This is a genomic window from Streptomyces acidiscabies (assembly GCF_020010905.1).
Lineage (GTDB): Bacteria > Actinomycetota > Actinomycetes > Streptomycetales > Streptomycetaceae > Streptomyces > Streptomyces acidiscabies.
In genome coordinates this window covers 4,132,863-4,154,205 of record NZ_JAGJBY010000002.1, presented here as the reverse complement: position 1 = coordinate 4,154,205, position 21,343 = coordinate 4,132,863, and the positions used below count along the sequence as shown (strand labels likewise).

The window sequence follows — 21,343 nt, the reverse complement described above, 5'->3', positions numbered from 1 at the left end:
TCTCACCTGCCCGGCTGATCTTTGCGGAGTTCCGAACGACCACTCACGCCAGTCTCCGAAAGACCTTCCGCAGACGGGAATCCGATGCACCCACCTCGTACACGTGCGCGAATCCACAGACCCAGCGCGGCCCTGGCGGTCGCCGCGATCCTGGCGGTCGGCGCGGCCGGCCTCGCCACCACCCCCGCAGCGGCGGCGACCCCGCGCCCGGCCGCGGGCCTCCAGGTCACCGGCAAGAGCGCCCCCGTCACCAAGTCCCCTGCGGACAGCGCCGGTTCACCGGTCCTCCCGGACGGCTACGGCCCCACCTCGGCCGACGGCACCGCCATGCAGGCCGCCGCAGCGCAGGCGCACAGCACCGGAAAACCGGTCACCGTCCCGTCCCTCACCAGCCCCACCCTCCAGGTGGAGGCGGAGCCCGGCGGCGGCTTCCGTACGGTCTCCAACCCGTTGCCGGTGCGAACCCGGCACTCCGGCCGCTGGGTCCCGGTGGACCTGACGCTCACGCACCGCCCCGACGGCACCTGGTCCCCGAAGGCCACGGCGTACGGCACGGTCTCCTTCTCCGGCGGCGGCACGGCCCCTCTCGCGGTCACCCGATCCGGCATCACCGCCCTCACTCTGACCTGGCCAACCCCCCTCCCCGCCCCGCGCATCGCAGGCGACACCGCCACCTACCCCGCCGTACTCCCCGGCGTAGACCTCCAGGTCACCGCCACCGCGTCCGGCGGCCCCAGCGAGACCCTCGTCGTCCACGACGCCACCGCCGCACGCAACCCCGCGCTGGCCGCCCTGCGCCTGGGCGCTCAGGTGAACGGAGGACACCTGGCCACCGCGGCGAACGGCGGACTCACCGTCACGGACACGCACGGCACAGCGGTGGCCGACTCCCCCACCCCGCTCCAGTGGGACTCCAACCTCGCCCTGCACACCAAGGCGAAGGTCGCGGCCGACGCCTCCGACGCCGCGCACCCGGGCCTGGCCGCCCGCGTCGCCGGCGTCGGCACGCGCCTCGGCCACGGCACGCTGACCCTCGTACCGGACAAGGCGATGCTCACCCGCGCCGGGACCGTGTTCCCGGTGTACGTCGACCCCTCGGTGAACTGGCACCCGGTCGACTACGCGAACCCGGCGTTCGACGAGGTGAAGCAGGGCTGCCCCGGCACGTCCTTCTACAACAAGACGGGTTCGCTGGCCGACAACGGCTATCTCGGCGTCGGCTACAACGGCTGGCCCGAGGGTTCCTGCAACACGGGTGACGAGCACGCCATCTACCAGTGGAGCCTGTCCAAGACGATCTTCGGCGCGACGATCAACAGCGCCGAGGTCGACGCGACGGACATCTACTCGGCGTCCTGCGCGACGACGGCGACCGTCAACCTGCACTGGTCCCGGGGCATCGGCTCGGGCACCGACTGGAGCAACCGGCCGAAGTACAACAGCTACTCGACGTCGGCGAGCTTCGGTCCGGCGTACAACCCCTCGCTGTGCCCGAACAACGGCAGTTCGACCAACGGCTTCAATGTCCTGACGCCGATCAAGAAGGCTGCGAGCGGGCACTCGACGAGCTTCACCGCCACGCTGAGCGAGGACTCGATGGAGGCCGGCCGCAACGACCTGGGGTTCAAGCGGTTCTCGCACAACCCGACGCTCCAGATCTTCTACGACAACCCGCCGAGCGCCCCCACCGCCGCGACCATGGCCGCCGTGTCCGGCGCCGCCGACGCGGCCTGCGACACCTCGTCGCCGTACCCGTACATGGGCAAGACGATCGCGTCGACGCCGCCGGTGCTGCGCGCCAAGGTGAAGGACCCGAACGGGGACAAGCTCCAGGCGACGTTCCAGTACTGGGTGGACGGCACGACCACGAAGGCGACGGTCAAGAGCGGCGACAACCTGGCGAGCAACACGTACGCGACGGCCTCGCTCCCGGCGTCGTTCGTGTCGTCGCTGGCGGCCGGGAAGACCGTCGACTGGGACGTCACGGTCACCGACGGGATGGCGTCGACGACGTACAGCCAGTCCCCCACCTGCCACTTCACCGCCGAGCCGACCGCACCGGACGAGCCGACGCTCGCCTCGGAGAGCAACCTCTACCCGAACACGGACGTCACCGACGCGGCCGTCGGCGCGGCTGCGGGCACCTCGGGGAAGTTCGACATCACCGGCTCCGGCACCACCGCGACGAAGTTCGTCTACCACCTCGACGTACCGCCGCCGACGAGCGGCGCACCCGCGAACGAGACGGTGACCGCGAGCGGCAACAAGGCGACGGTGACGGTCGTCCCGCCGTCCCCGGGTCCGCACACCCTGTACGTGTACGCCGTGGACGGCGCCGGTGACGTGTCGGGCACGTCCGCCTACCCGTTCCTGGCCGCCGGGCACCCGAACACGACCTGCGCGAGCCTCGCGGCCTGCTTCAACAATGTGGGCGTCAGCGCCGACAGCAACATGACCGCGGCCAACTTCGACGGCAACGGGCACAGTTTCTCGGCGACCGACTGGGCCGACGCGGGCTGGACGAGCGGCGGGAAGGTGACCGTCGACGGCGCCACCATGACGCTGCCCGCCTTCGGCTCGGGGCAGAAGGACAACCTCCTCGCGGCCAACCAGACCGTGAACTACTCCGCGCAGGGCAGCGCCCTGGTCTTCCTGACCGCCTCGACGTACACCAACCTCAGCTCGCCCGGCGCCATCGCGGGTGACACCACCTCGCCGTACGTACCGGCCGGGACCCGGGTCAGCGCCGCGTACTGCTTCACCGGCGACGACGCCGACGGGTTCTGCCCGGCGAGCGGCCAGATCACCTACACGGACGGCACCAGCGCGACGTACATGCTGACCGTGCCCGACTGGTCCAACACGGACAGCTCGATCGCGGCGGCGGTCTTCCCGCACGCCAACGGCTCCACCCAGAGCACCGCGAACCGGCAGCTGTACGCGTTCTCGGTGCCGGTCGACCCGGCGCGGACGATCGCCTCGGTGACCCTGCCCGACCTGACCGGCGCGGCCGGGCCGAGCGAGCCGACGCTGCACGTGTTCGCGCTGGGCACCCGCAACACGACCGCCGGTACTGCCGAGGCGAACGGCACCTACGCCGCCGCGCCCTCGGGCCAGTCCTGGACCGGTGCCTGGTCCGGCGCGACCGAGGGCAGCTTCGGGCTGCCGGGCGGCGGCACGTACGCGAACCAGACGATCCGGGTGGCGCTGAAGCCGTCGGTCTCCGGGTCCACGGTCCGCGTCAAGCTCGACAACGCGCTCGGCACGAGCAAGCTGTCCATCGGGCACGCGACGATCGCCGTCAGTTCCACGCCGAACGCGATCGGCTCGGTCCCGTCGGGGACGCCGACGACGCTGAAGTTCGGCGGCGCCCAGGCGGTGACCGTCCCGGTCGGCGGCATGGTCTACAGCGACCCGCTGCCGTTCACCGTCACCGCGAACCAGTACCTGCTGGTCTCCTACCAACTCAGCAACGCCGTCCCGTACTTGGTGCAGCACACGTACGCGGGCGGCTCCTACGAGTACATCACCGCGAACGGCAGCGGCGACCTGACCACCGGCACCAGCGCCACGCCGTTCACGACCACCGCCGCCGCGTACGGCAACTTCACCGACCTGGTGACCGGTCTGGACGTGCAGTCGGCGAACGTACCCACCGAGGCGGTCCTCGGGGACCATCTGGTGGACCCGTTCCAGCCGAACACGACGCTGCCCAACTCCAACGGGTACCGGGTGGCCGACGGCCTGACCGCCGCCGAACCCACGACGGCCAGTCCCTACGGCGTGCTCGCCGAGGGCATCGAGGCCAACCAGCTCATGACCGACAACCCCGAGACGTACAGCGGCAATTCGGTCGGCGGCCCCTCGGTGCTCTCCCGGCTCGACCGGGACATCCTCGACCAGCCCGGACTGTCCACGGTCGTCGTGGACGCCGGGCTCGAAGACCTGCTGGCCGGGTCCACCAGTGACGACCTGGACGCCGACGGCTACACGGAGCTGGTGCAGCAGCTCCAGGGCTGGGGCGTGAACGTCGTCCTCACCTCGCTGACCCCCTGCGAGGGCTTCGCCGGGGACGGCGCCACCCCGAACGACCCGTGCACGAGCACCACCGACGACAACCGCACGGACGTCAACGCGTTCCTCGGCGGCATGAACCTGGGCAACCCCTGGGCCACGCCCGCCGTCTACTTCGCGGACTTCGACGCGGCCGTGGCCGTGACGGACGCGACGACCGGGGAGGAGAAACTCGCGGCGACCGCCGACAGCGGCGACCACGTCAACCTGTCCAACCCGGCCTTCGGGGCGCTCACCACGGCGCTGCTGTCCCCCGTCGACACCTGGGGCCTGGACGACGGCGACGGAATGCCGGTCGCGACCGACACCGCCGCGACCGACACGCTCAACACCCTCAACGCGGCGGGCGCGAACCCGAACCTCGGCAACAACCCGCTCACCCTGACGGGCGGCGCGAGCTGGGCCACCGATTCAACTCGGGGCACGGTGCTGGGCCTTGACGGCAGCACCGGGTACGCGGTCAGCGCGAACCCCCAAGTCGTCGCGGACACCGGCAGTTTCACGCTCTCCGCGTGGGTGAAGCTCGGCTCCGCCGGTACGGCCGACCAGACCGTCCTGGCCGAAGAGGGCACCCAGACCTCGCCGTTCGCCCTCCAGTACAACCACTCCCACACCGGAAACCCCGGCTGGGCGCTGGCGTTCACCAGCGCGGACTCCGCGAGCCCGACGACGACGTACACGTACGCGGCGAACGCCGCGGCGGGTACCTGGACCCACCTGACCGGCGTCTACAACGCCGCGACAAAAACGGCCCAGTTGTACGTCAACGGCACCCTCGCGGCGACCACGACCGGGGTCACCCCCTGGGCGGCGACCGGAAACCTCGTCCTCGGCCGGGGCCTGTCCGGCGGCACCCAGACGGCCTGGCTCAACGGCTCCGTCAGTGACGTACAGGCGTACGCGTACGCCCTGACCGCCAACCAGATCACCGCGCTGTACCAGAACATCCCCTGACACACCGACAGTTGAGGGTGGCCCGCCTTTGCGCGGGCCACCCTTTTTTCATGGGCTCCGCCCGCCCACGGCGCGGGAGATGCGCCGGCGGGTGTCGGTGAACACCGTCGCCAACTCATGGCCGAACTCGGCCTGGCCGGACGGAAGATCTCAAGGCGCCGGGGCCTGACCCGACCCGGGCAGCGGCCCGTCTGCCGATCTTGACACGAAGGAGACCCCGAGGCTAGCGTTCGTGACGAATATTCGATTAGCAGTATCGAATATTAGATGCACACTCCCCCCCACTTCTTGACAGCGGCGGCCCTCCCGCCTGCCGCGACGACGCCCTGGGCCCCCACCAGAGGCGACGAAAGGCAAGTGAGCAACAGATGGATACGAGCACGTTGCAGTCGATCGACGCGATCGAGTTCCTCAAGGCGCGGTACTGCAGAATCCTCGACACCAAGGACTGGGACGACCTCAGGTCCGTCCTCGCAAGCGATGTCGTTGTCGACACGACCGCGCTGGGCGGCGACCGCGTCATCGGCGCGTCGAACTGCTTGGCCCTGTTCAAGCGCAACTACGACAAGACCGTCACCGTGCACCACGGGCACATGCCGGCGATCACCCTCGCCTCTCCAAGGAGCGTCAAAGCCACTTGGGCGATGGAGGTGCTCACGGTGCAGCCGGACGGCAAGCGTGCCCTGGCTTTCGGACACGACCACGACACCTACTCCCTTCGCGGAGGTCGGTGGTTGATCACGTCCATCAAGTCGACTCGCCTGCTCATGGACGAGTCGTGATGGCGCCGGGACGCGACCGCGACGCCACCCGACGGCGCTTCCTGATCGGAACCGGGGCGGCGACGGCGGCCCTTGGACTGGCGCACGCCGCGCCGGCGATTGCGGAGCCCGCTCGCGTGTCGACCCCCGATGCGGTGGATCCCGCCGTGTCCGTGGTGGCCGTCCGGGCGATCAAACAGCTCAAGGCGCGCTACTTCCAGTCGATCGACACCAAGAACTGGGCGCTACTCAGGCAGCAGCTGACCGATGATGTCGCGGTCGACACGACCGGCTCCTTCGGGCCCAAAATGACCGGCGCGGACGCCTTCATCGGATTCCTCAAGCTGACCATCGGCAGCGCCCAGACCGTCCACCACGGACACATGCCCGAAATCACCGTCACCTCGCCGACGACCGCGACAGGTGTGTGGGCGTTGCAGGATCTGCTGATCTGGCTGGGCGTGGTCAGGGTCATCGGATTCGGGCATTACCACGAGGAGTACACCCTCGTCGACGGGCGCTGGCGCATCAGCAGCACCAAGCTCACCCGGGTGTACATGGATCCGCTCACCGCGCAGAGGCTGCACGGCATGTGAAAGCCGGCCTGATCGGCGGCGCTCGGGCGTGGGGATCGCTTCCGCGGACGATGCCTGTGCCCCGCCGGTCCGGTTTCGAACGGCAGGCTCTCAAGTGTCCGATGCGGACGTCATGCGCGAGGGGTTCCGATGGAGGCGCCGATCGCCGTGGTGAGTCCGAGGAGGCGTTGGCCGATGGCGTCGATCTTTCGGCCGGGCAGATCGACGAGGGGGTGTACCGAGAGCAGACAGGCCACCCGCCCCTGGCGGTCGAACACGGGTGCGGCGACAGCTGCGACCGGTTCGCGGCCGGAGTCGTTATGAGGAAATCCGACGGCGCTGAATTCCGCGCGCAGACGGTCGAGCGTCCCCCGAATGCCGGCCGGAAGTGCGATCGCGCCGCTGGCGAGCGTGTCGACCAAGCCTGCCGCATCAGCCAAGGCAGGTGAGGTGTAATCCACGTCGAATCCGCGCTCGCGCGTATGGTCAAGGGCTTCTTCCAGGCGCGCGGCGGTTTCGGTACCGGCAGAAGCGGCCCGCTGGATCCAGGCACGTCGCCCTTCATCGGTGTCCCACGCCGCGAATCCGGCACCGAATGGCGGTGCATACGGAATGCTGTCACCCGGCCAGGGGTTTTCCCCTCCTTCGAATGCCGTGACCACCAGCGCGTCGCCGACCTTCTCGCTCACCGACGCGGCATACCCGAATTCGGCCGCCAGATCGATCGCGGCGGCGTGCGCGACACGCGCGAACGGACGCATGGTCACGACTTCGGCGATGAACGCAAGCCCCGGACCGAGCGCGAAGGTCTTGCTGACCGGGTCGCGGCTCGCCCACCCCCGGTCGCAGAGCGTCTTCAGGATGGCGTGTGTCGTGGCCTGGCTCAGGCCCAGTTCCCGCGAGATGTCGGTGTAGCGAAGTGGATCGTCGCCGCTACGGGCCAGCAACTCCACGACCTCGACGACGCGGAGAGTCGGCGCGGAGTTCGCCCCACGCATCTTGGCTCCTTTCGGGACTCACGCTAAGTACACGAAATCCCGCAGCCTAAATCGATTATTCGACGAGTGCAAGGCTGCCACGCCGGAGGCGATGGCTAGGTCCGAAATGTACCTTCTACCCTTGAGGCCCGTTTAGCGCTTTTTCGGTGGTTTTCAATGAAACCCGTATCGTCGGTCAGATCACCGCCGATTGGGGAAATACCGCACCCGTGCCTCGATCCGGTGAAGGGTTGTGAATTTCGCGAGGATGGCGCTCCACCCCTGCCGGCATTCTCTATAAACTCATCGCCATATTTGCCGCGCTGGACGATCGGCGTCCGCTAAATCTATGGTCTGCCTCGCCATGCGAAATTCGTGAGCGGATTCCAAGGCCGACTGTCGACTGTTTCGATGTTTTGCGGTGCACTAGAAAGTTGGGCACACATGACCATTGATGTTCCGGATTCCCCCGCACCCACACTTGCCGAGAAAGGCGAGACGCTGCGGAATCGTCTGGCGGACCTCCAGCCCGCCGAGCAGCACTCCCTGCTGCTGGACCTGTTGAAGGAGCAGATCTCCCGGGCGGCGGACGGGGACGGATCCGGCCTCGTCGACGTCCGGGCGCCGTGGCGGCGCCTGGGCGTGTACCGGCAGCGGGCGCAGCGGCTCCGGGACGGCATGGCGGAGGCGACCGGGCTGCGCCTGCCCGCCACCGTGCTGTTCGACTACCCGACACCGCTCGCGCTCGCCGAACACCTGCGCCACGAGCTGCTCGGTCCCGGAACGGTCCGGGACACGGCAGGTGTGGTGGACGGCGGACGTGCCGGCACGGCGGACGACCCGGTGGTTGTCGTCGGGCTCGGCTGCCGGCTTCCTGGAGACGTGGACTCCCCGGAGGCGCTGTGGCGGCTGGTCGCCGAGGGCAGGGACGTCATAGGCGACCTGCCGGACGACCGGGGCTGGGACCTGGAGGGGCTCTACGATCCGGACCCGGAGCGGCACGGCACCGCGTACACCCGGCACGGCGGATTCCTCAAGGGAGCGGAGGACTTCGACCCCGGCTTCTTCGGCATCGGCCCGCGCGAGGCACTGGCGCTGGACCCCCAGCAGCGGCTGATGCTGGAGATCTCCTGGGAGGCGTTGGAGCGCGCGGGGATCGATCCGCACGCGCTGCGCGGAAGCAGCACGGGGGTGTTCGCCGGCGTCTCCCTCCAGGACTACGGGCCCGCCTGGCACGAGGCGCCGCAGGAGGCGCAGGGGCAGATGCTCACCGGTAACGCCCTGGGGGTCGTCTCCGGCCGTGTCTCCTACACCTTCGGGTTCGAGGGACCGGCTCTGACCGTCGACACGCAGTGCTCGTCCTCTCTGGTCGCGATGCACCTGGCGGCGCAGTCACTGCGCGCCGGCGAGTGCGACCTGGCGCTGGTCGGGGGCGTCACCGTGATGTCGACGCCGGGCATGTTGCTGGAGTTCAGCCGCAAGCGCGGTCTGGCCCCGGACGGCCGCTGCAAGGCGTTCTCCGCCGACGCGGACGGCACCGGCTGGGCGGAGGGCGCCGCCGTACTGCTCCTCGAACGGCTCTCGGACGCCCGCCGGGCCGGCCGCCGGGTGCTGGCGGTGGTGCGCGGCACCGGCACCAACCAGGACGGTGCGAGCAACGGCCTGACCGCGCCCAACGGCCCGTCCCAGCAGCGGCTGATCCGGCGGACCCTGGCGTCTGCCCAGCTGGGCCCGGCGGATGTCGACGTGGTCGAGGCACACGGCACCGGGACCGCGCTCGGCGACCCGATCGAGGCGAGCGCGCTGGTCGCCGTGTACGGCCAGGAACGGCCCGAGGACCGGCCGCTGTACCTGGGCTCGCTCAAGGCGAACATCGGGCACACCCAGGCGGCGGCGGGGGTGGCCGGCGTGATCAAGATGGTCATGGCGATGCGCAACGAGCTGCTGCCGCGCACCCTGCACGTGAGGGAACCCACCCCGCACGTCGACTGGTCCGCGGGCAGTGTCGAGCTGCTGCGGGAGCCGGTGCCATGGCCGCGCGCCGGCCGTCCGCGCCGGGCGGCGGTCTCCGCCTTCGGGGTGAGCGGAACCAACGCGCACGTCATCATCGAGGAGCCGCCAGGACCGGGGCCGGATCCCGAGGCGGCTCTGCTGCCCGTCGTCCTGTCCGCCCGTACCGGTCAGGCCCTACGGGCGCAGGCCAAGCGCGTCGCCGGTCACCTCGCCGGTCACCCGGACCTGCCCCTGGCCGGTGTCGGAGCGACCCTCGCCGGCCGTACCCGCTTCGAGCACCGCGCCGTCGCCGTCGCGGCCGACCGGGACGAACTCCTGGGCGCCCTGGAGGCGTTGGGCGAAGGACGCCCGGCCATGGGCCTGGTGCAGGGGGAGGGCGGGCCGGCCGGGGACGGCGGGAAGCTGGCGGTGCTCTTCACCGGGCAGGGCAGCCAGCGGCACGGCATGGGGCAGCGGCTGTACCGGACGTACCCCGTCTTCGCGCGGGCGCTGGACGAGGTGTGCGCCCGGATGGACCAGCACCTCCAGCGCCCCCTACGGGACGTCATGTTCGCAGCCGAGGGGGCGACGGACGCCGAGCTGTTGCACCGTACCGCCTACACCCAGCCCGCCCTGTTCGCGCACGAGACCGCGCTCTTCCGCCTGGCCGAGTCCTGGGGCGTGGCCCCCGACCTGTTGATCGGGCACTCCATCGGCGAGCTGACCGCCGCCCACGTCGCCGGGGTGTGGTCCCTGGACGACGCCTGCTCGCTGGTCGCGGCCAGGGGACGGCTGATGCAGGCGTGCCGCTCCGGCGGTGCGATGACCGCGATCCAAGCGAGCGAGGAAGAGGTCCTCGACACCCTGACCGGCCTCGACGGGCAGGCGGGCGTCGCCACCGTCAACGGCCCGCTCGCCACCGTCGTCGCCGGTGACGAGGAGACCGTCGCGCGGATCGCCGCCGTATGGGAGGAGCGGGGCCGGGGGACCAGGCGGCTCAACGTCAGCCACGCCTTCCACTCGCCGCACATGGACGACATGCTCGCCGCCTTCCGTGAGGTCGCCGAGGCCGTCACCTACCACCCGCCGCAGATCCCCGTCGTCTCCAACGTCACCGGCGAACGCGCCGGCGAGGAGCAGCTGTGCTCCCCGGAGTACTGGGTGCGCCACGTGCGGGAACCGGTCAGGTTCCTCGACGGCATGCGCTGCCTGTACCGGGAGGGCGCGACCGGCTACCTCGAACTCGGCCCCGACGCCGTGCTGACCGCCCTCGGCCCCGGCTGCCTCCCCGAGGACGCCGACGGCCTGGTCATGACGTCCGCCTGCCGGGCCCGCCGCCCCGAGGACCGAAGCCTGCTCGCGGCGTTCGCCGAACTCCACGTCCACGGCTTCCCCGTCGACTGGCAGACCCCGTACGACGGTCTCGGCACCGACCACGTCGACCTGCCGACGTACGCCTTCCAGCGCCGCCGGTACTGGATGGAACGGCCCGCCCGCACCGCCGCCCCCTCGCAGGAAGCGCCCAGGCAGCGCCGCACCGACCCCGCCGGCTGGCGCCACCGCATCGCGTGGCAGCCGGTCGAGCTCCCCGTGCTGCCGTCGCTCTCTGGTGTCTGGCTGCTGCTCGTCCCGCCCCTCGGTGCCGACGAGGAGCTGCTGTCGCGGGTGGCGTGGGTCGTCGAGCTGCTCGGCGGCGAGGCCGTACGGGTGGACCTGCGCGCCGACGACGCCGACCGTGCCGAGCTCACCGAGATGCTGGAGAAGCAGGTCACCACCGCCGGGGGCAGGCTCGGCGGCGTCCTGTCCCTGCTGGCCCTCGACACCACCCCGCACACCGAGCACCCCGTCCTCAGCGACGGCATCGCGCTCACCTGCGCCCTCGCCCAGGCCATGGCCGACCTGGACCTCGACGCGCCCCTGTGGTGCGCCACCCGGGGCGCGGTCGCCACGGACGACACCGAGCAGGCCGTCGACGCCGACCAGGCCATGCTCTGGGGCCTCGGCCGCACCCTCGCCGTCGAACGCCCGCACGCCTGGGGCGGACTGATCGACATGCCCGCAGAACTGGACGACGAGTCCCTCCACCTGTTCGGCGCCGCCCTGACCGCGCCGGGCGACGAGGACCAGCTCGCGGTCCGCTCCACGGGACTACTCGCCGGCCGCCTGGTTCCGGCGGAGCCGGCCGACTCCCGGGCCGTACCCGCCGCTTCCTCGGCTCTGCCCGCCGATGTCTCCGCGACCCCTTGGCGCCCCCGAGGCACCGTCCTCGTCACCGGCGGCACCGGAGCCCTCGGCGCCCATTGCGCCCGGTGGCTCGCCCGCAACGGCGCCGCCCGGCTCGTGCTGACCAGCCGCCGCGGTCCCGACGCGCCGGGCGCGGCCGGGCTGCGTGCCGAACTGTCCGAACTCGGCGCCGAGACCGTGATCGTGGGCTGCGACGCCGCCGACCGCGAGCAGCTCGCCGCGGTCCTCGGTTCGCTGCCCGAGGACCAGCCGCTGTCCGCCGTGGTGCACGCCGCGGGCGTCATGGGCCGCTTCGCGCCGCTCCCCGAGACGGACCTGGCCGGGTTCGCCGAAGTGGTGGCCGGCAAGGTGGCGGGCGCCCGCCACCTCGACGAGCTGCTCGGGGACACCGAGCTGGACGCTTTCGTCATGTTCTCGTCCGTCACGGGGATCTGGGGAAGTTCCGGCCAGACCGCCTACGCCGCAGGCAACTCCTACCTCGACGCCCTGGCCCGGCAGCGCCGCGCCCGGGGGCTCGCCGCGACGGCCATCGCCTGGGGCCCGTGGGCCGAGGCCGGCATGGGTGCGGGTGACGGGGTGCAGGACTTCCTGACCAGGCGCGGCCTGCGGCACCTGGCGCCGGAAGACGCGATCGCGGAGATGGAGCGGGCGGTCGCCGCCGGGGGGACCGGCCTGACGGTCGCCGACATGGACTGGGACCACTTCGTGCAGTTGCGCAGGACCATCCGGGCCGACCGCTTCTTCGACGTGGTCCGCCCTCCCGCCGACGGGCTTCCGGCACCGGGCGAGTCCTCGGAGGAGTCCTCCGTCGACCCGGCCGCGCGCGTGACGGACGCCCGTGCCGCCCTGGAACTCGTCCGCGCCGAGGCCGCCGCCGTACTCGGCCACGGCTCGTCCGACGACATCGACCCCGGTCGGCGCTTCCTGGAGCTCGGCTTCGACTCGCTCGCTTCCGTCGACCTGCGCCGCCGCCTCGCCGCCGCAACCGGCCTCGCGCTGGCCACGGCCGTGGTCTTCGAGCAACCGACCGCCACGGAACTCGCCCGGCACATCGAGACCCTCGCCCGCCGCGCCGTCGAGGAGCGGACGGCCCCAGCACCGTCCGACCCGCCTGTCCCCGGTGTCCGCGACCTCTACCGCCACGGGTGCAAGGTCGGCATGTACTCCGAGGCCAACCGCATCCTCCAAGCAGCCGCCAAACTCCGGCCGGTGTTCCACACGCCGGAGGAATACGACGAGAAGCACGGCGTGGCCCGGGAGGTCCGGCGGCTCGCCACCGGGCCGGCGGGCGCCACCGCCCTCGTCTGCCTGCCTCCGGTCGTCGCCCCCTCGGGGCCGCACAACTTCGCCCGGCTCGCCCTCCACCTGCACGGGCTGCACGACGTGTACGGCCTGTCGTACCCCGGCTTCGGCGACGGCGAGCCGCTCCCCGCCGGCGGCGACCTCATCGTCGACACGCTCACCGAAGCGATGGCCCGCCGCTTCGCGGACACCCCGATCGCCCTGGCCGGATACTCCTCCGGCGGCTGGCTCGCGCACGCCGTCGCCCACCGCCTGGAGCAGCGCGGCCTGGCACCGAAGGCCGTCGTCCTGCTCGACAGCTGGTTCCCGAAGGACCGGGTCCCGCGGGAGAAGGTCGAGGAGCAGTTCCGCAACATCGCCGTCAACGACGGGGTGTGGGGGCTGATCACCGACGACCAGGCCACCGCGCAGGGCGCCTACCTCGAACTCCTGGAGCACTGGGAGCCCCGGCCCGTCACCACCCCGGTCGTCCTCGTCAGCGCGCAGGAGCGCTGGTTCGGTGGCACGGACGAGGACGCCGTGAGCACCCACGACTGGAGTCCCGCTTGGGACTTCGCGTACGACACGGTGGTGACGGAGGGCGACCATCAGTCGATGATGTACGAGTACGCGCAGACGACGGCGGGCGCGCTGCGGGAGTGGCTGCGGCGGGTCTGAGATCGCGTGTGGCTCCGGGACGGGCGCGGGTCCCGGAGCCAGGGCCCGATGCCGGCGATCAGCGGCGCACCCTCGGCATCCCCAGGCCGATCCACGTGATGATCTCCCGCTGGATCTCGTTGTTGCCGCCGCCGAACGTGAAGATGACGGCCGAGCGGTAGCCGCGTTCCAGTTCGCCGTGGAGCACCGCGCCCGCCGAGCCCTCCTGGAGCGCGCCCGGTGCGCCGACGATCTCCAGGAGCCAGGCGTACGCGTCGCGGCGGGCCTCGGAGCCGTAGACCTTGACGGCGGAGGCGTCCTGGGGGGTGAGGGTGTTGTTCTGGACGGCCTGGACCATCTGCCAGTTGAGGAGTTTCAGGGCGTCGAGCTTGATGTGGGTCTGGGCGAGGCGGCGGCGTACCCAGGGGAGGTCGAGGACGCGGCGGCCGTCGGCCAGTTTCGTCTCCCCGGCCCAGCGCTGGACGTCCGCGAGGGCGCGGATCGCCATCGTGCCGTGCGCGGCGAGCGTGACGCGCTCGTGGTTGAGCTGGTTCGTGATCAGGCGCCAGCCCTCGTTCTCGGCGCCGACCCGGCGGGTGACGGGGACGCGGACGTTCTCGTAGTAGCTCGCCGTCGTGTCGTGGGAGGCGAGCGTGCGGATCACCGTGCAGGAGTAGCCGGGGTCGGTCGTGGGGACCAGCAGCATCGTGATGCCCTTGTGGGGCGGGGCGTCGGGGTCGGTGCGGGTGGCGAGCCAGATCCAGTCCGCCGTGTCGCCGTTGGTCGTCCAGATCTTCTGGCCGTCGACGACGTACTCGTCCCCGTCCCGTACGGCCCTCGTCTTGAGCGCCGCGAGGTCGGTGCCCGCGCCGGGTTCGCTGTAGCCGATGGCGAAGTCGATCTCGCCGGAGAGGATGCGGGGGAGGAAGTACGCCTTCTGCTCGTCGGTGCCGTAGCGCATGATCGTCGGGCCGACGGTGTTCAGCGCCATCAGCGGCAGGGGTACGCCCGCCTGCGCGGCCTCGTCGAAGAACACGAACTGTTCCACGGGGGTCAGGCCCCGGCCCCCGTACTCCTGCGGCCACCCGACGCCGAGCCAGCCGTCCGCGCCGAGACGGCGGATCGTCTCCCGGTAGAACCGTTTCGCACCGACCGGGTCGGCGTGCCGCGCGTACGCGCCGTCCGGGACCAACTCCGCGAAGTACTCCCGCAGTTCCGCGCGCAGCCGCTGTTCTTCGGGGGTCTGGTCGAGGTGCACGGGGCCTCCTCCGAGGGGGACTGAGGGCGCACACAGTAGAACGTGTTGCAGGAATAGGGAATGGCGGGCCGGGTTTCCGGTCGGGGCGGGGTGCCGACAGGGTGGGCGGGGGCGGCTGTGCGGGCAGCGCCTCGGCCTCCGCGCCGCCGAACAGCGGCGCAGGGGTGTCAGTGGAGCGGGCCGGGGTGTCAGTGGCGGGCCGGGTTTGCCGGCGGTGGGCCGAGTTTGTCGACGGCGGGCCGAGTTCACCGGCGGCGGGTCGGTTGTCGGCGGCGGGCCGGGTACGCCGACGGCGGACCGAGTTCACCGGCAACAGGCCGATTGCCAACGGCGGGCCGGGTACGCCGACGGCGGGCCGAGTTTGTCGGCGGCGGGTCGGTTGTCGGCGGCGGGCCGAGTTCACCGGCGGCAGGTCGGTTGTCGGCGGCGGGCCAGGTATGCAGACGGCGGACCGGTTGTCAGTGGTGGGCAGCACAATTGGTTCATGACTCACCGGCTGCTCCTCATCGCCCCCGCCCTCTCCCCTTCCCTGCGGGCCGCGCGGTTCGACGACGGGGATTCGCTGGACGCGGCGGGCGTGCGGGCGGCGCGGGACGCTGCGGGTGGGGTGCCGGTCGCCGGGCGGGTCTGGTGTTCGCCGAGTGTGCGGTGCCTGGAGACTCTCGCCGGGCTCGGGCTCGCGGGGGTGGAGGTCCCGGAGCTGGCAGGGATCGACGCCGGGCGGTGGCGGGGGGAGACGGTGGAGGAGGTGGGCGCGCGGGAGCCGGAGGCTCTCGCCGCGTGGCTGTCCGACCCCGGGGCGGCTCCGCATGGTGGGGAGTCCGTGCGGGAGTTCTGCGCGCGGGTCGGGGGGTGGCTGGAGGCCGGTGCGGAGTTGTCCGGGCGGACGGTCGCGGTGGTCGAGCCGGAGGTGGTGCGGGCTGTCGCCGTACGGGTATTGGGGGCGCCGGAGGGGGCGTTCTGGCGGGTGGATGTGCCGCCGTTGTCGGGGGTGGAGGTCAGTGGGAGGGGTGGGCGGTGGAATCTGCGGGTGGGGAGTGTCCTGGGCGGGGTGGAGCCGGGGTGAGAGCGGCGGCGGGACGAGGCCGATGGGCGGAGTGGGCCGGCAGGCGGGGTGAGGTCAGTGGGTCGCCGCAAGAACCGGCGGGTCAACTCAAGGACCGACGGGCCAGCTCAAGGACCGACGGGCCGACTCAGGAACCGGCGGAGCCGACTCAAGGACCAGCGGGCCAGCTCAAGAACCGGCGGGTCAACTCAAGGACCGACGGGCCGACTCAGGAACCGGCGGAGCCGACTCAAGGACCAGCGGGCCAGCTCAAGAACCGGCGGGTCAACTCAAGGACCGACGGGCCGACTCAGGAACCGGCGGAGCCGACTCAAGGACCAGCGGGCCAGCTCAAGAACCGGCGGGTCAACTCAAGGACCGACGGGCCGACTCAGGAACCGGCGGAGCCGACTCAAGGACCAGCGGGCCAGCTCAAGAACCGGCGGGTCAACTCAAGGACCGACGGGCCGACTCAGGAACCGGCGGAGCCGACTCAAGGACCAGCGGGCGGCCTCAAGACGGCGGGGCCGACTCAACGAACCGGCGGGCTGACTCAAGGACCAGTGGGCTGGCTCAGGAACCGGCAGAGCCGGCTCAAGGACCAGCAGGGCCGGCTCAAAGACCAGCGGGCAGCCTCAAAATGGCGGGCGATCTTCGTATCGTACGAATACCGCCCGCACCGAACCCGCCCCGCCCTGCCCCGACCCGACCCGACCCGACCCGCCCTAGCCCTAGCCCTAGCCCCGGCCCCGGCCCCGGCCCCGGCCCCGGCCCCGGCCCCGCAGGCTACCCACCCCCAACCCCCTCCCTCAGCCGATCTCCCGCTTCAGGATCTTCCCCGTAGACGTCATCGGCAGCGTCTCCACGAACTCCACCACCCGCGGATACTTGTACGCCGCAAGCCGCTCCTTCGCCCAGTCGACCAACTCCGCCTCCGTCACCGCGGCCCCGGCCTTGCGCACGACGACCGCCTTGATCTCCTCGCCATGGGAGGCGTGCGGTACGCCGATGACGGCGACCAGGGACACCGCGGGGTGCTCCATGAGGAGTTCCTCGATCTCCCGGGGGTACACGTTGAACCCACCCCGGATGATCATGTCCTTGGCGCGGTCGACGATGTAGTAGAAGCCGTCGGCGTCCCGCCGCCCGAGGTCACCGGTGCGGAACCACCCGTCGTCGAGGACCTCGGCGGTCGCGTCGGCCCGCTTGTAGTACCCCTTCATGACGTTGTGCCCCTTGACGGCGATCTCCCCGATCGCATCGGGATCGTCCGCGATCGGCGCCCCGCCCCCGTCGACGAGCCGCATCTCGACGCCCGGCACAGGCACCCCGATCGACCCGGCGCGAGGCTCCTGCCCGAGCCGGGAGAACGACGCGACCGGGGACGTCTCGGAAAGCCCGTACCCCTCAAGGATGGTCACCCCGAACCGCTTCTGGAACTCCCGGTGCACCTCGTGCGGCAGCGCGGACCCACCGGAGACGGCGACCCGGAGATTACGGGCAAGCGTCCCGACGTCCACGGAGTCGTCGAGCGCACCGAGCAGCGCCCAGTACATGGTGGGAACGCCACCGAAGAAGGTGACGTGCTCGGAGAGCATCAGCTTCAGCGCGGCGGCGGGCTCGAAGCGGGGCAGCATGACGATCGTCCCGCCGTACGCGAGCGCCCCGTTCTGGATGACGGTCTGCCCGAAGGAGTGGAACAGCGGCAGCACGCACAGGAACGTGTCGGGCCGCTCGACGGACGCGCCGAACAGCACCTCGTCGATGAGGACGTTGTCGCGCATGTTCCGGTGCCGCAGCTCGGCGCCCTTGGGCCGGCCGGTCGTCCCGGAGGTGTAGAGGATGACGGCCGTGTCGTCCTCGTCCGTGACGACCGTCTCGAAGACCGGCGCCTGCCCGGCCCACGGCAGCTCGCGCGCCGGATCGACGACGAACAGCCCGACCCCGCCGACCTCGTCGACGGCCTCGCGCGCGTACTCCCCGATGGGCAGCTCGGGCGTCCCCGAGAACGCGATGAACGCCTTCGCGTCGGAGTCCCGCAGGTGGTACGCGATCTCGCGCGGTTTGAGCAGCACGTTCAGGGGTACGACGGTCGCGCCCGCCTTGAGGATGCCGTAGTAGGCGAACGTGAAGTACGGCAGGTTCGGCATCGACAGCGCGACCTTGTCGCCGGGCCGAATCCCCGCCGCCACCAGCAGGTTCGCGACCTGCGCGGCGGCGCCGTCCACCTGCGCGTACGACAGCCGCAGCTCGCCGAAGACGATCGCGGTGCGCTCCGGGTGGCGGGCGGCCGAGTCCTCCAGGAACCCGGCGAGGTTGTACGCGGTCATGACCCGTCCGCCGTCCACTGGCACGGCATAACGGCCTCCCTCATCGCAGGATCAACGCGGACGGTCCACACGAACCGTCCGACTTCGGACGCTAGTTGAGCGCACCATGCCGTCGCAAGGATCTTGCGTCAAAGATGTGTGCAGGTCACAGGCTCGCGGCATGGTCCGGGACATAGTTCTGGAGGTCGCGCGGCGGGCGTACGTACCCGGTGGACGCCGGGCGCTCCGGCAACTCCAGGACCGGCAGCGGGACTTCGCGGTAGGGCACCGAGTCCAGCAGGTGGGCGATCATGTTGAGCCGGGCGCGCTTCTTGTCGTCGCTCTCGACGACCATCCAGGGCGCTTCGGCGATGTCGGTGTGCACGAGCATCTCGTCCTTGGCGCGCGAGTACGCCTCCCAGCGGGTGATCGACTCCAGGTCCATCGGCGAGAGCTTCCACCGCCGGACCGGATCGTCGAGACGCTTGCGGAAGCGGTCCTGCTGCTCGCCGTCACTCACCGAGAACCAGTACTTCCGCAGCATGACGCCGTCCTCGACGAGCATCCGCTCGAAGATCGGGCACTGCCGCAGGAACCGCTGGTACTCCTCCTTCGTGCAGAACCCCATCACGTGCTCGACCCCGGCGCGGTTGTACCAGGACCGGTCGAGCAGCACGATCTCCCCGGCGGCCGGGAGGTGCTCCACGTACCGCTGGAAGTACCACTGCGTCCGCTCCCGCTCGGTCGGCTTCGGCAGCGCGACGACCCGGGCGACACGGGGGTTGAGATGCTCGGTGACCCGCTTGATCGTGCCGCCCTTGCCGGCCGCGTCCCGCCCCTCGAACACGACGACCAGCCGCGCGCCCTCCGCCCGCACCCACTCCTGAAGCTTCACCAACTCCGTCTGGAGACGCAGCAGTTCACTCTCGTACACCTTCCGCTTCAGGTTCCCCGCCGCTGTCATACCGCCTCTTTCCGTCGCCGCACAGGTGAACGCCCGAAGTCTAAAGAGCGGTCCGTCGGGCGTCGTACGCTGGCGTCCATATGGACGCCCTCACCGCCGCCGCGCGCCTCACCAGCAGCCCCGCGCACACGGTCCGCCCACTCTCCGGCACGGTCGCCGAGGTCGCTCTCGCCGACGGCCGGACCGTGATCGCCAAGCACGCCGACGCTCCCGACGCGGCCCGCGCGGAGGCCGCCGGGCTGCGGTGGCTGGGGGCTGCGGGGGTGGTGCCGGTGCCTGAGGTGTACGGGTACGACGCCGGGTGGCTGGTGACGGAACGGGTCGCAGTGGGTGCGCCCACCGTCGGGGCCGCGCTGGGGCTGGGGCGGGGGCTCGCGGCGCTGCACGCTGCCGGGGCGCCCGCGTACGGGGCCGGTCCGCCTGGTGGTCCGCGTGAGGCGTACATCGGACTCGCCCCGATGCGGAACGTCCCCGGCGCCGAGTGGGCCGACTGGTACGCCGAGCAGCGGGTGCTGCCGTACGTCCGGGCGGCCGTCGACCGAGGCGCGCTGACCTCGCACGACGCGGCCGTGGTGGAGGCCGCCTGCGCGCGGCTCCCGGCGATCGCCGGTCCCCCCGAGCCGCCGGCCCGCCTCCACGGCGACCTCTGGAACGGGAACGTGCTGTGGGGCGCCGACGGGAGGGCGTGGCTCATCGACCCCGCCGCGCACGGAGGGCACCGGGAGACGGACCTGGCGATGCTGCGGCTCTTCGGGGGCCCGTACCTGGAGGAGATCACCGCCGGGTACGAGGAGGTCGCGCCGCTGGCGGAGGGGTGGCGGGGGCGGGTGGGGGCGCATCAGCTGTTTCCGCTGATGGTGCATGTGGTGCTGTTCGGCGGGGGGTACGGGGAGCAGGTGGTGGGGGTGGCTCGGGGGGTGGGGTGAGGGCAGGGGGTGGGGCGGAAGCCGTACGGCAGCCGGGGCGGGGGATGGTTCGCCTCCCGCCCTCGCCCCGGCCCTGATACGGCGAGCCCCGGCCCGGTCCGGGAGGCATCCGGCCTGCTCGGTCAGGTCCGGCCCCGTCCGGAGGACCCCGCGCCCGTCCAGCTCAGTGCGCGCCCAGCCCGCCGCCCCCGAAGGACCCGCTGGACCCCGGCGTCCACCTGCGCCGCTTCTGCGACGCGCTGGTCCTGGTCTGCATGTTGGTGAGTTCGTACGGAGTGAGGGCGTGGCCGCCCTTGGGTACGCGGGGTACCTCGTCGGGTTCCCGGTTCTCCAGGATCTCGTGAACCGCGCCTTCCGGCGGGAGGTGCGGCTGTTCCTCGGGGCGCGGGCACGGCAGCTCGCGGTCCTTGATACGCGCGCCCAGCCAGAACGCACCACTCAGCATCGCCACCACGGCGATGCCGGCCGCGAACAACGCCAGGCTGAGCAGGCCGCTCGGGGCGGCCAGCATGACGGATGCGGTACTCATATACGGCAAATACCCTCATAGGGGGCGGCAAACCCTCCAGGAGGCCCCGGAAGGGGTGCCGAAAGGGGTGCCGGCTCCCGTACGGCGCGGCGGGGCGACCGTCGGTTACCGTCACCCCGTGACCACACCACGCAAACCACGAGGCCCCTACCGCAAGGGCCTTGAGCGGCGCGAACAGATCCTGCGGGCCGCCCTGGAGGTGTTCGGCGACCACGGCGAACGCGGCGCCTCGCTGAAGGAGATCGCGGACCGGGTCGGCATGTCCCAGGCGGGCGTCCTGCACTACTTCGGCTCGCGTGAGGAACTCCTGGTCGCCGCCCTGGAGGAGCGGGACGCGCAGAGCAACCGGGCCACCGCCGGCATCACCTCCCCCGGCGAGATCCTCGCGACGACCGCAGCGCAGAACGCGGACCGGCGCGGCCTGGTCGACCTGTTCGTCACCCTCTCCGCCGCCGCCTCGGACCCCACCCACCCGGCGCACCCCTTCTTCACCCGCCGCTACGACGAGCTGAACCGTTCCCTGACGACCGGACTGCGCGAGGCCCAGGAACGCGGCGAGACCAGGACGGACGTACCCCCCGAGCAGCTCGCCCGGATGCTGATCGCCCTCTCGGACGGCCTCCAGGTGCAGTGGCTGCTGAACCCGGACGTCGAGATGGCGGAGACGATCGAGGCGTTCAACCGCATGTGCCGCGCAGCCGTCGGCGACGGAAAAGACGACGGCACCCCCGCGAATACCTAGCGCTGTTCGCTTTCTGAACCTAAAGTCGTCCTCACCCGCGCCCGCACACCGTGAG

At 71.3% G+C, this 21,343-nt stretch carries 12 protein-coding genes; 7 read left to right on the top strand and 5 right to left on the bottom strand.

The annotated features are described in order from the left end of the window. Positions 1-84 precede the first annotated feature (84 nt). The 3 genes from J8M50_RS44705 (at position 85) to J8M50_RS44695 (ending at position 6,385) form a co-directional block, all read left to right on the top strand. The gene (locus J8M50_RS44705) at positions 85-5,028 is read left to right on the top strand and encodes a LamG-like jellyroll fold domain-containing protein (protein WP_010352228.1); all 4,944 of its coding nucleotides are present in this window, start codon (positions 85-87) and stop codon (positions 5,026-5,028) included. Positions 5,029-5,396: 368 nt separating this feature from the next. Next, the gene (locus J8M50_RS44700) at positions 5,397-5,810 is read left to right on the top strand and encodes a nuclear transport factor 2 family protein (protein WP_010352227.1); all 414 of its coding nucleotides are present in this window, start codon (positions 5,397-5,399) and stop codon (positions 5,808-5,810) included. After that, on the top strand, positions 5,810-6,385 hold the full coding sequence (locus J8M50_RS44695; protein WP_010352226.1) for a nuclear transport factor 2 family protein: 576 nt from the start codon (positions 5,810-5,812) through the stop codon (positions 6,383-6,385). The genes J8M50_RS44700 and J8M50_RS44695 overlap by 1 nt, the downstream gene beginning before the upstream one ends. A 110-nt stretch (positions 6,386-6,495) precedes the next feature. Here the strand turns inward: J8M50_RS44695 and J8M50_RS44690 are convergent, their stop codons facing one another. Next, entirely contained in the window at positions 6,496-7,362 is an 867-nt protein-coding gene (locus J8M50_RS44690) for a helix-turn-helix domain-containing protein (protein ID WP_010352225.1), read from the bottom strand. A 423-nt stretch (positions 7,363-7,785) separates the two neighbouring features. Between J8M50_RS44690 and J8M50_RS44685 the strand changes: the two genes are divergently transcribed. Beyond that, positions 7,786-13,536, top strand: coding sequence for a type I polyketide synthase (locus tag J8M50_RS44685; RefSeq protein WP_010352224.1), 5,751 nt, complete (start codon positions 7,786-7,788; stop codon positions 13,534-13,536). Positions 13,537-13,594: 58 nt separating this feature from the next. On the opposite strand, the gene J8M50_RS44680 is transcribed toward J8M50_RS44685, so the two are convergent. After that, complete coding sequence (locus tag J8M50_RS44680) at positions 13,595-14,773, bottom strand: acyl-CoA dehydrogenase family protein (RefSeq protein WP_010352223.1); 1,179 nt, start codon at positions 14,771-14,773, stop codon at positions 13,595-13,597. 484 nt (positions 14,774-15,257) lie between these two features. Between J8M50_RS44680 and J8M50_RS44675 the strand changes: the two genes are divergently transcribed. Continuing rightward, positions 15,258-15,839 carry a histidine phosphatase family protein gene (locus tag J8M50_RS44675; protein WP_010352222.1) on the top strand — a complete coding sequence of 194 codons (582 nt, stop codon included), beginning with the start codon at positions 15,258-15,260 and terminating at the stop codon, positions 15,837-15,839. Positions 15,840-16,627: 788 nt separating this feature from the next. Here J8M50_RS44675 and J8M50_RS44670 read toward each other — a convergent pair. Together J8M50_RS44670 and ppk2 are read right to left on the bottom strand one after the other, a co-directional pair. Continuing rightward, complete coding sequence (locus J8M50_RS44670) at positions 16,628-18,148, bottom strand: long-chain-fatty-acid--CoA ligase (protein ID WP_029183641.1); 1,521 nt, start codon at positions 18,146-18,148, stop codon at positions 16,628-16,630. Positions 18,149-18,293: 145 nt separating this feature from the next. Further along, positions 18,294-19,091, bottom strand: a complete 798-nt coding sequence (gene ppk2, locus J8M50_RS44665) for a polyphosphate kinase 2 (protein ID WP_010352220.1) — start codon at positions 19,089-19,091, stop codon at positions 18,294-18,296. A gap of 80 nt (positions 19,092-19,171) precedes the next feature. Here ppk2 and J8M50_RS44660 point away from each other — a divergent pair, with 80 nt between their 5' ends. Next, complete coding sequence (locus tag J8M50_RS44660; RefSeq protein ID WP_010352219.1) at positions 19,172-20,017, top strand: fructosamine kinase family protein; 846 nt, start codon at positions 19,172-19,174, stop codon at positions 20,015-20,017. Positions 20,018-20,180: 163 nt separating this feature from the next. Here J8M50_RS44660 and J8M50_RS44655 read toward each other — a convergent pair whose 3' ends face one another. After that, positions 20,181-20,546, bottom strand: a complete 366-nt coding sequence (locus tag J8M50_RS44655; RefSeq protein WP_010352218.1) for a DUF6479 family protein — start codon at positions 20,544-20,546, stop codon at positions 20,181-20,183. Between the two features lie 118 nt (positions 20,547-20,664). Here J8M50_RS44655 and J8M50_RS44650 point away from each other — a divergent pair, with 118 nt between their 5' ends. After that, a complete protein-coding gene (locus J8M50_RS44650) occupies positions 20,665-21,288 on the top strand; it encodes a TetR/AcrR family transcriptional regulator (protein ID WP_050987173.1) in 624 nt (207 codons plus the stop codon). Positions 21,289-21,343 lie beyond the last annotated feature (55 nt).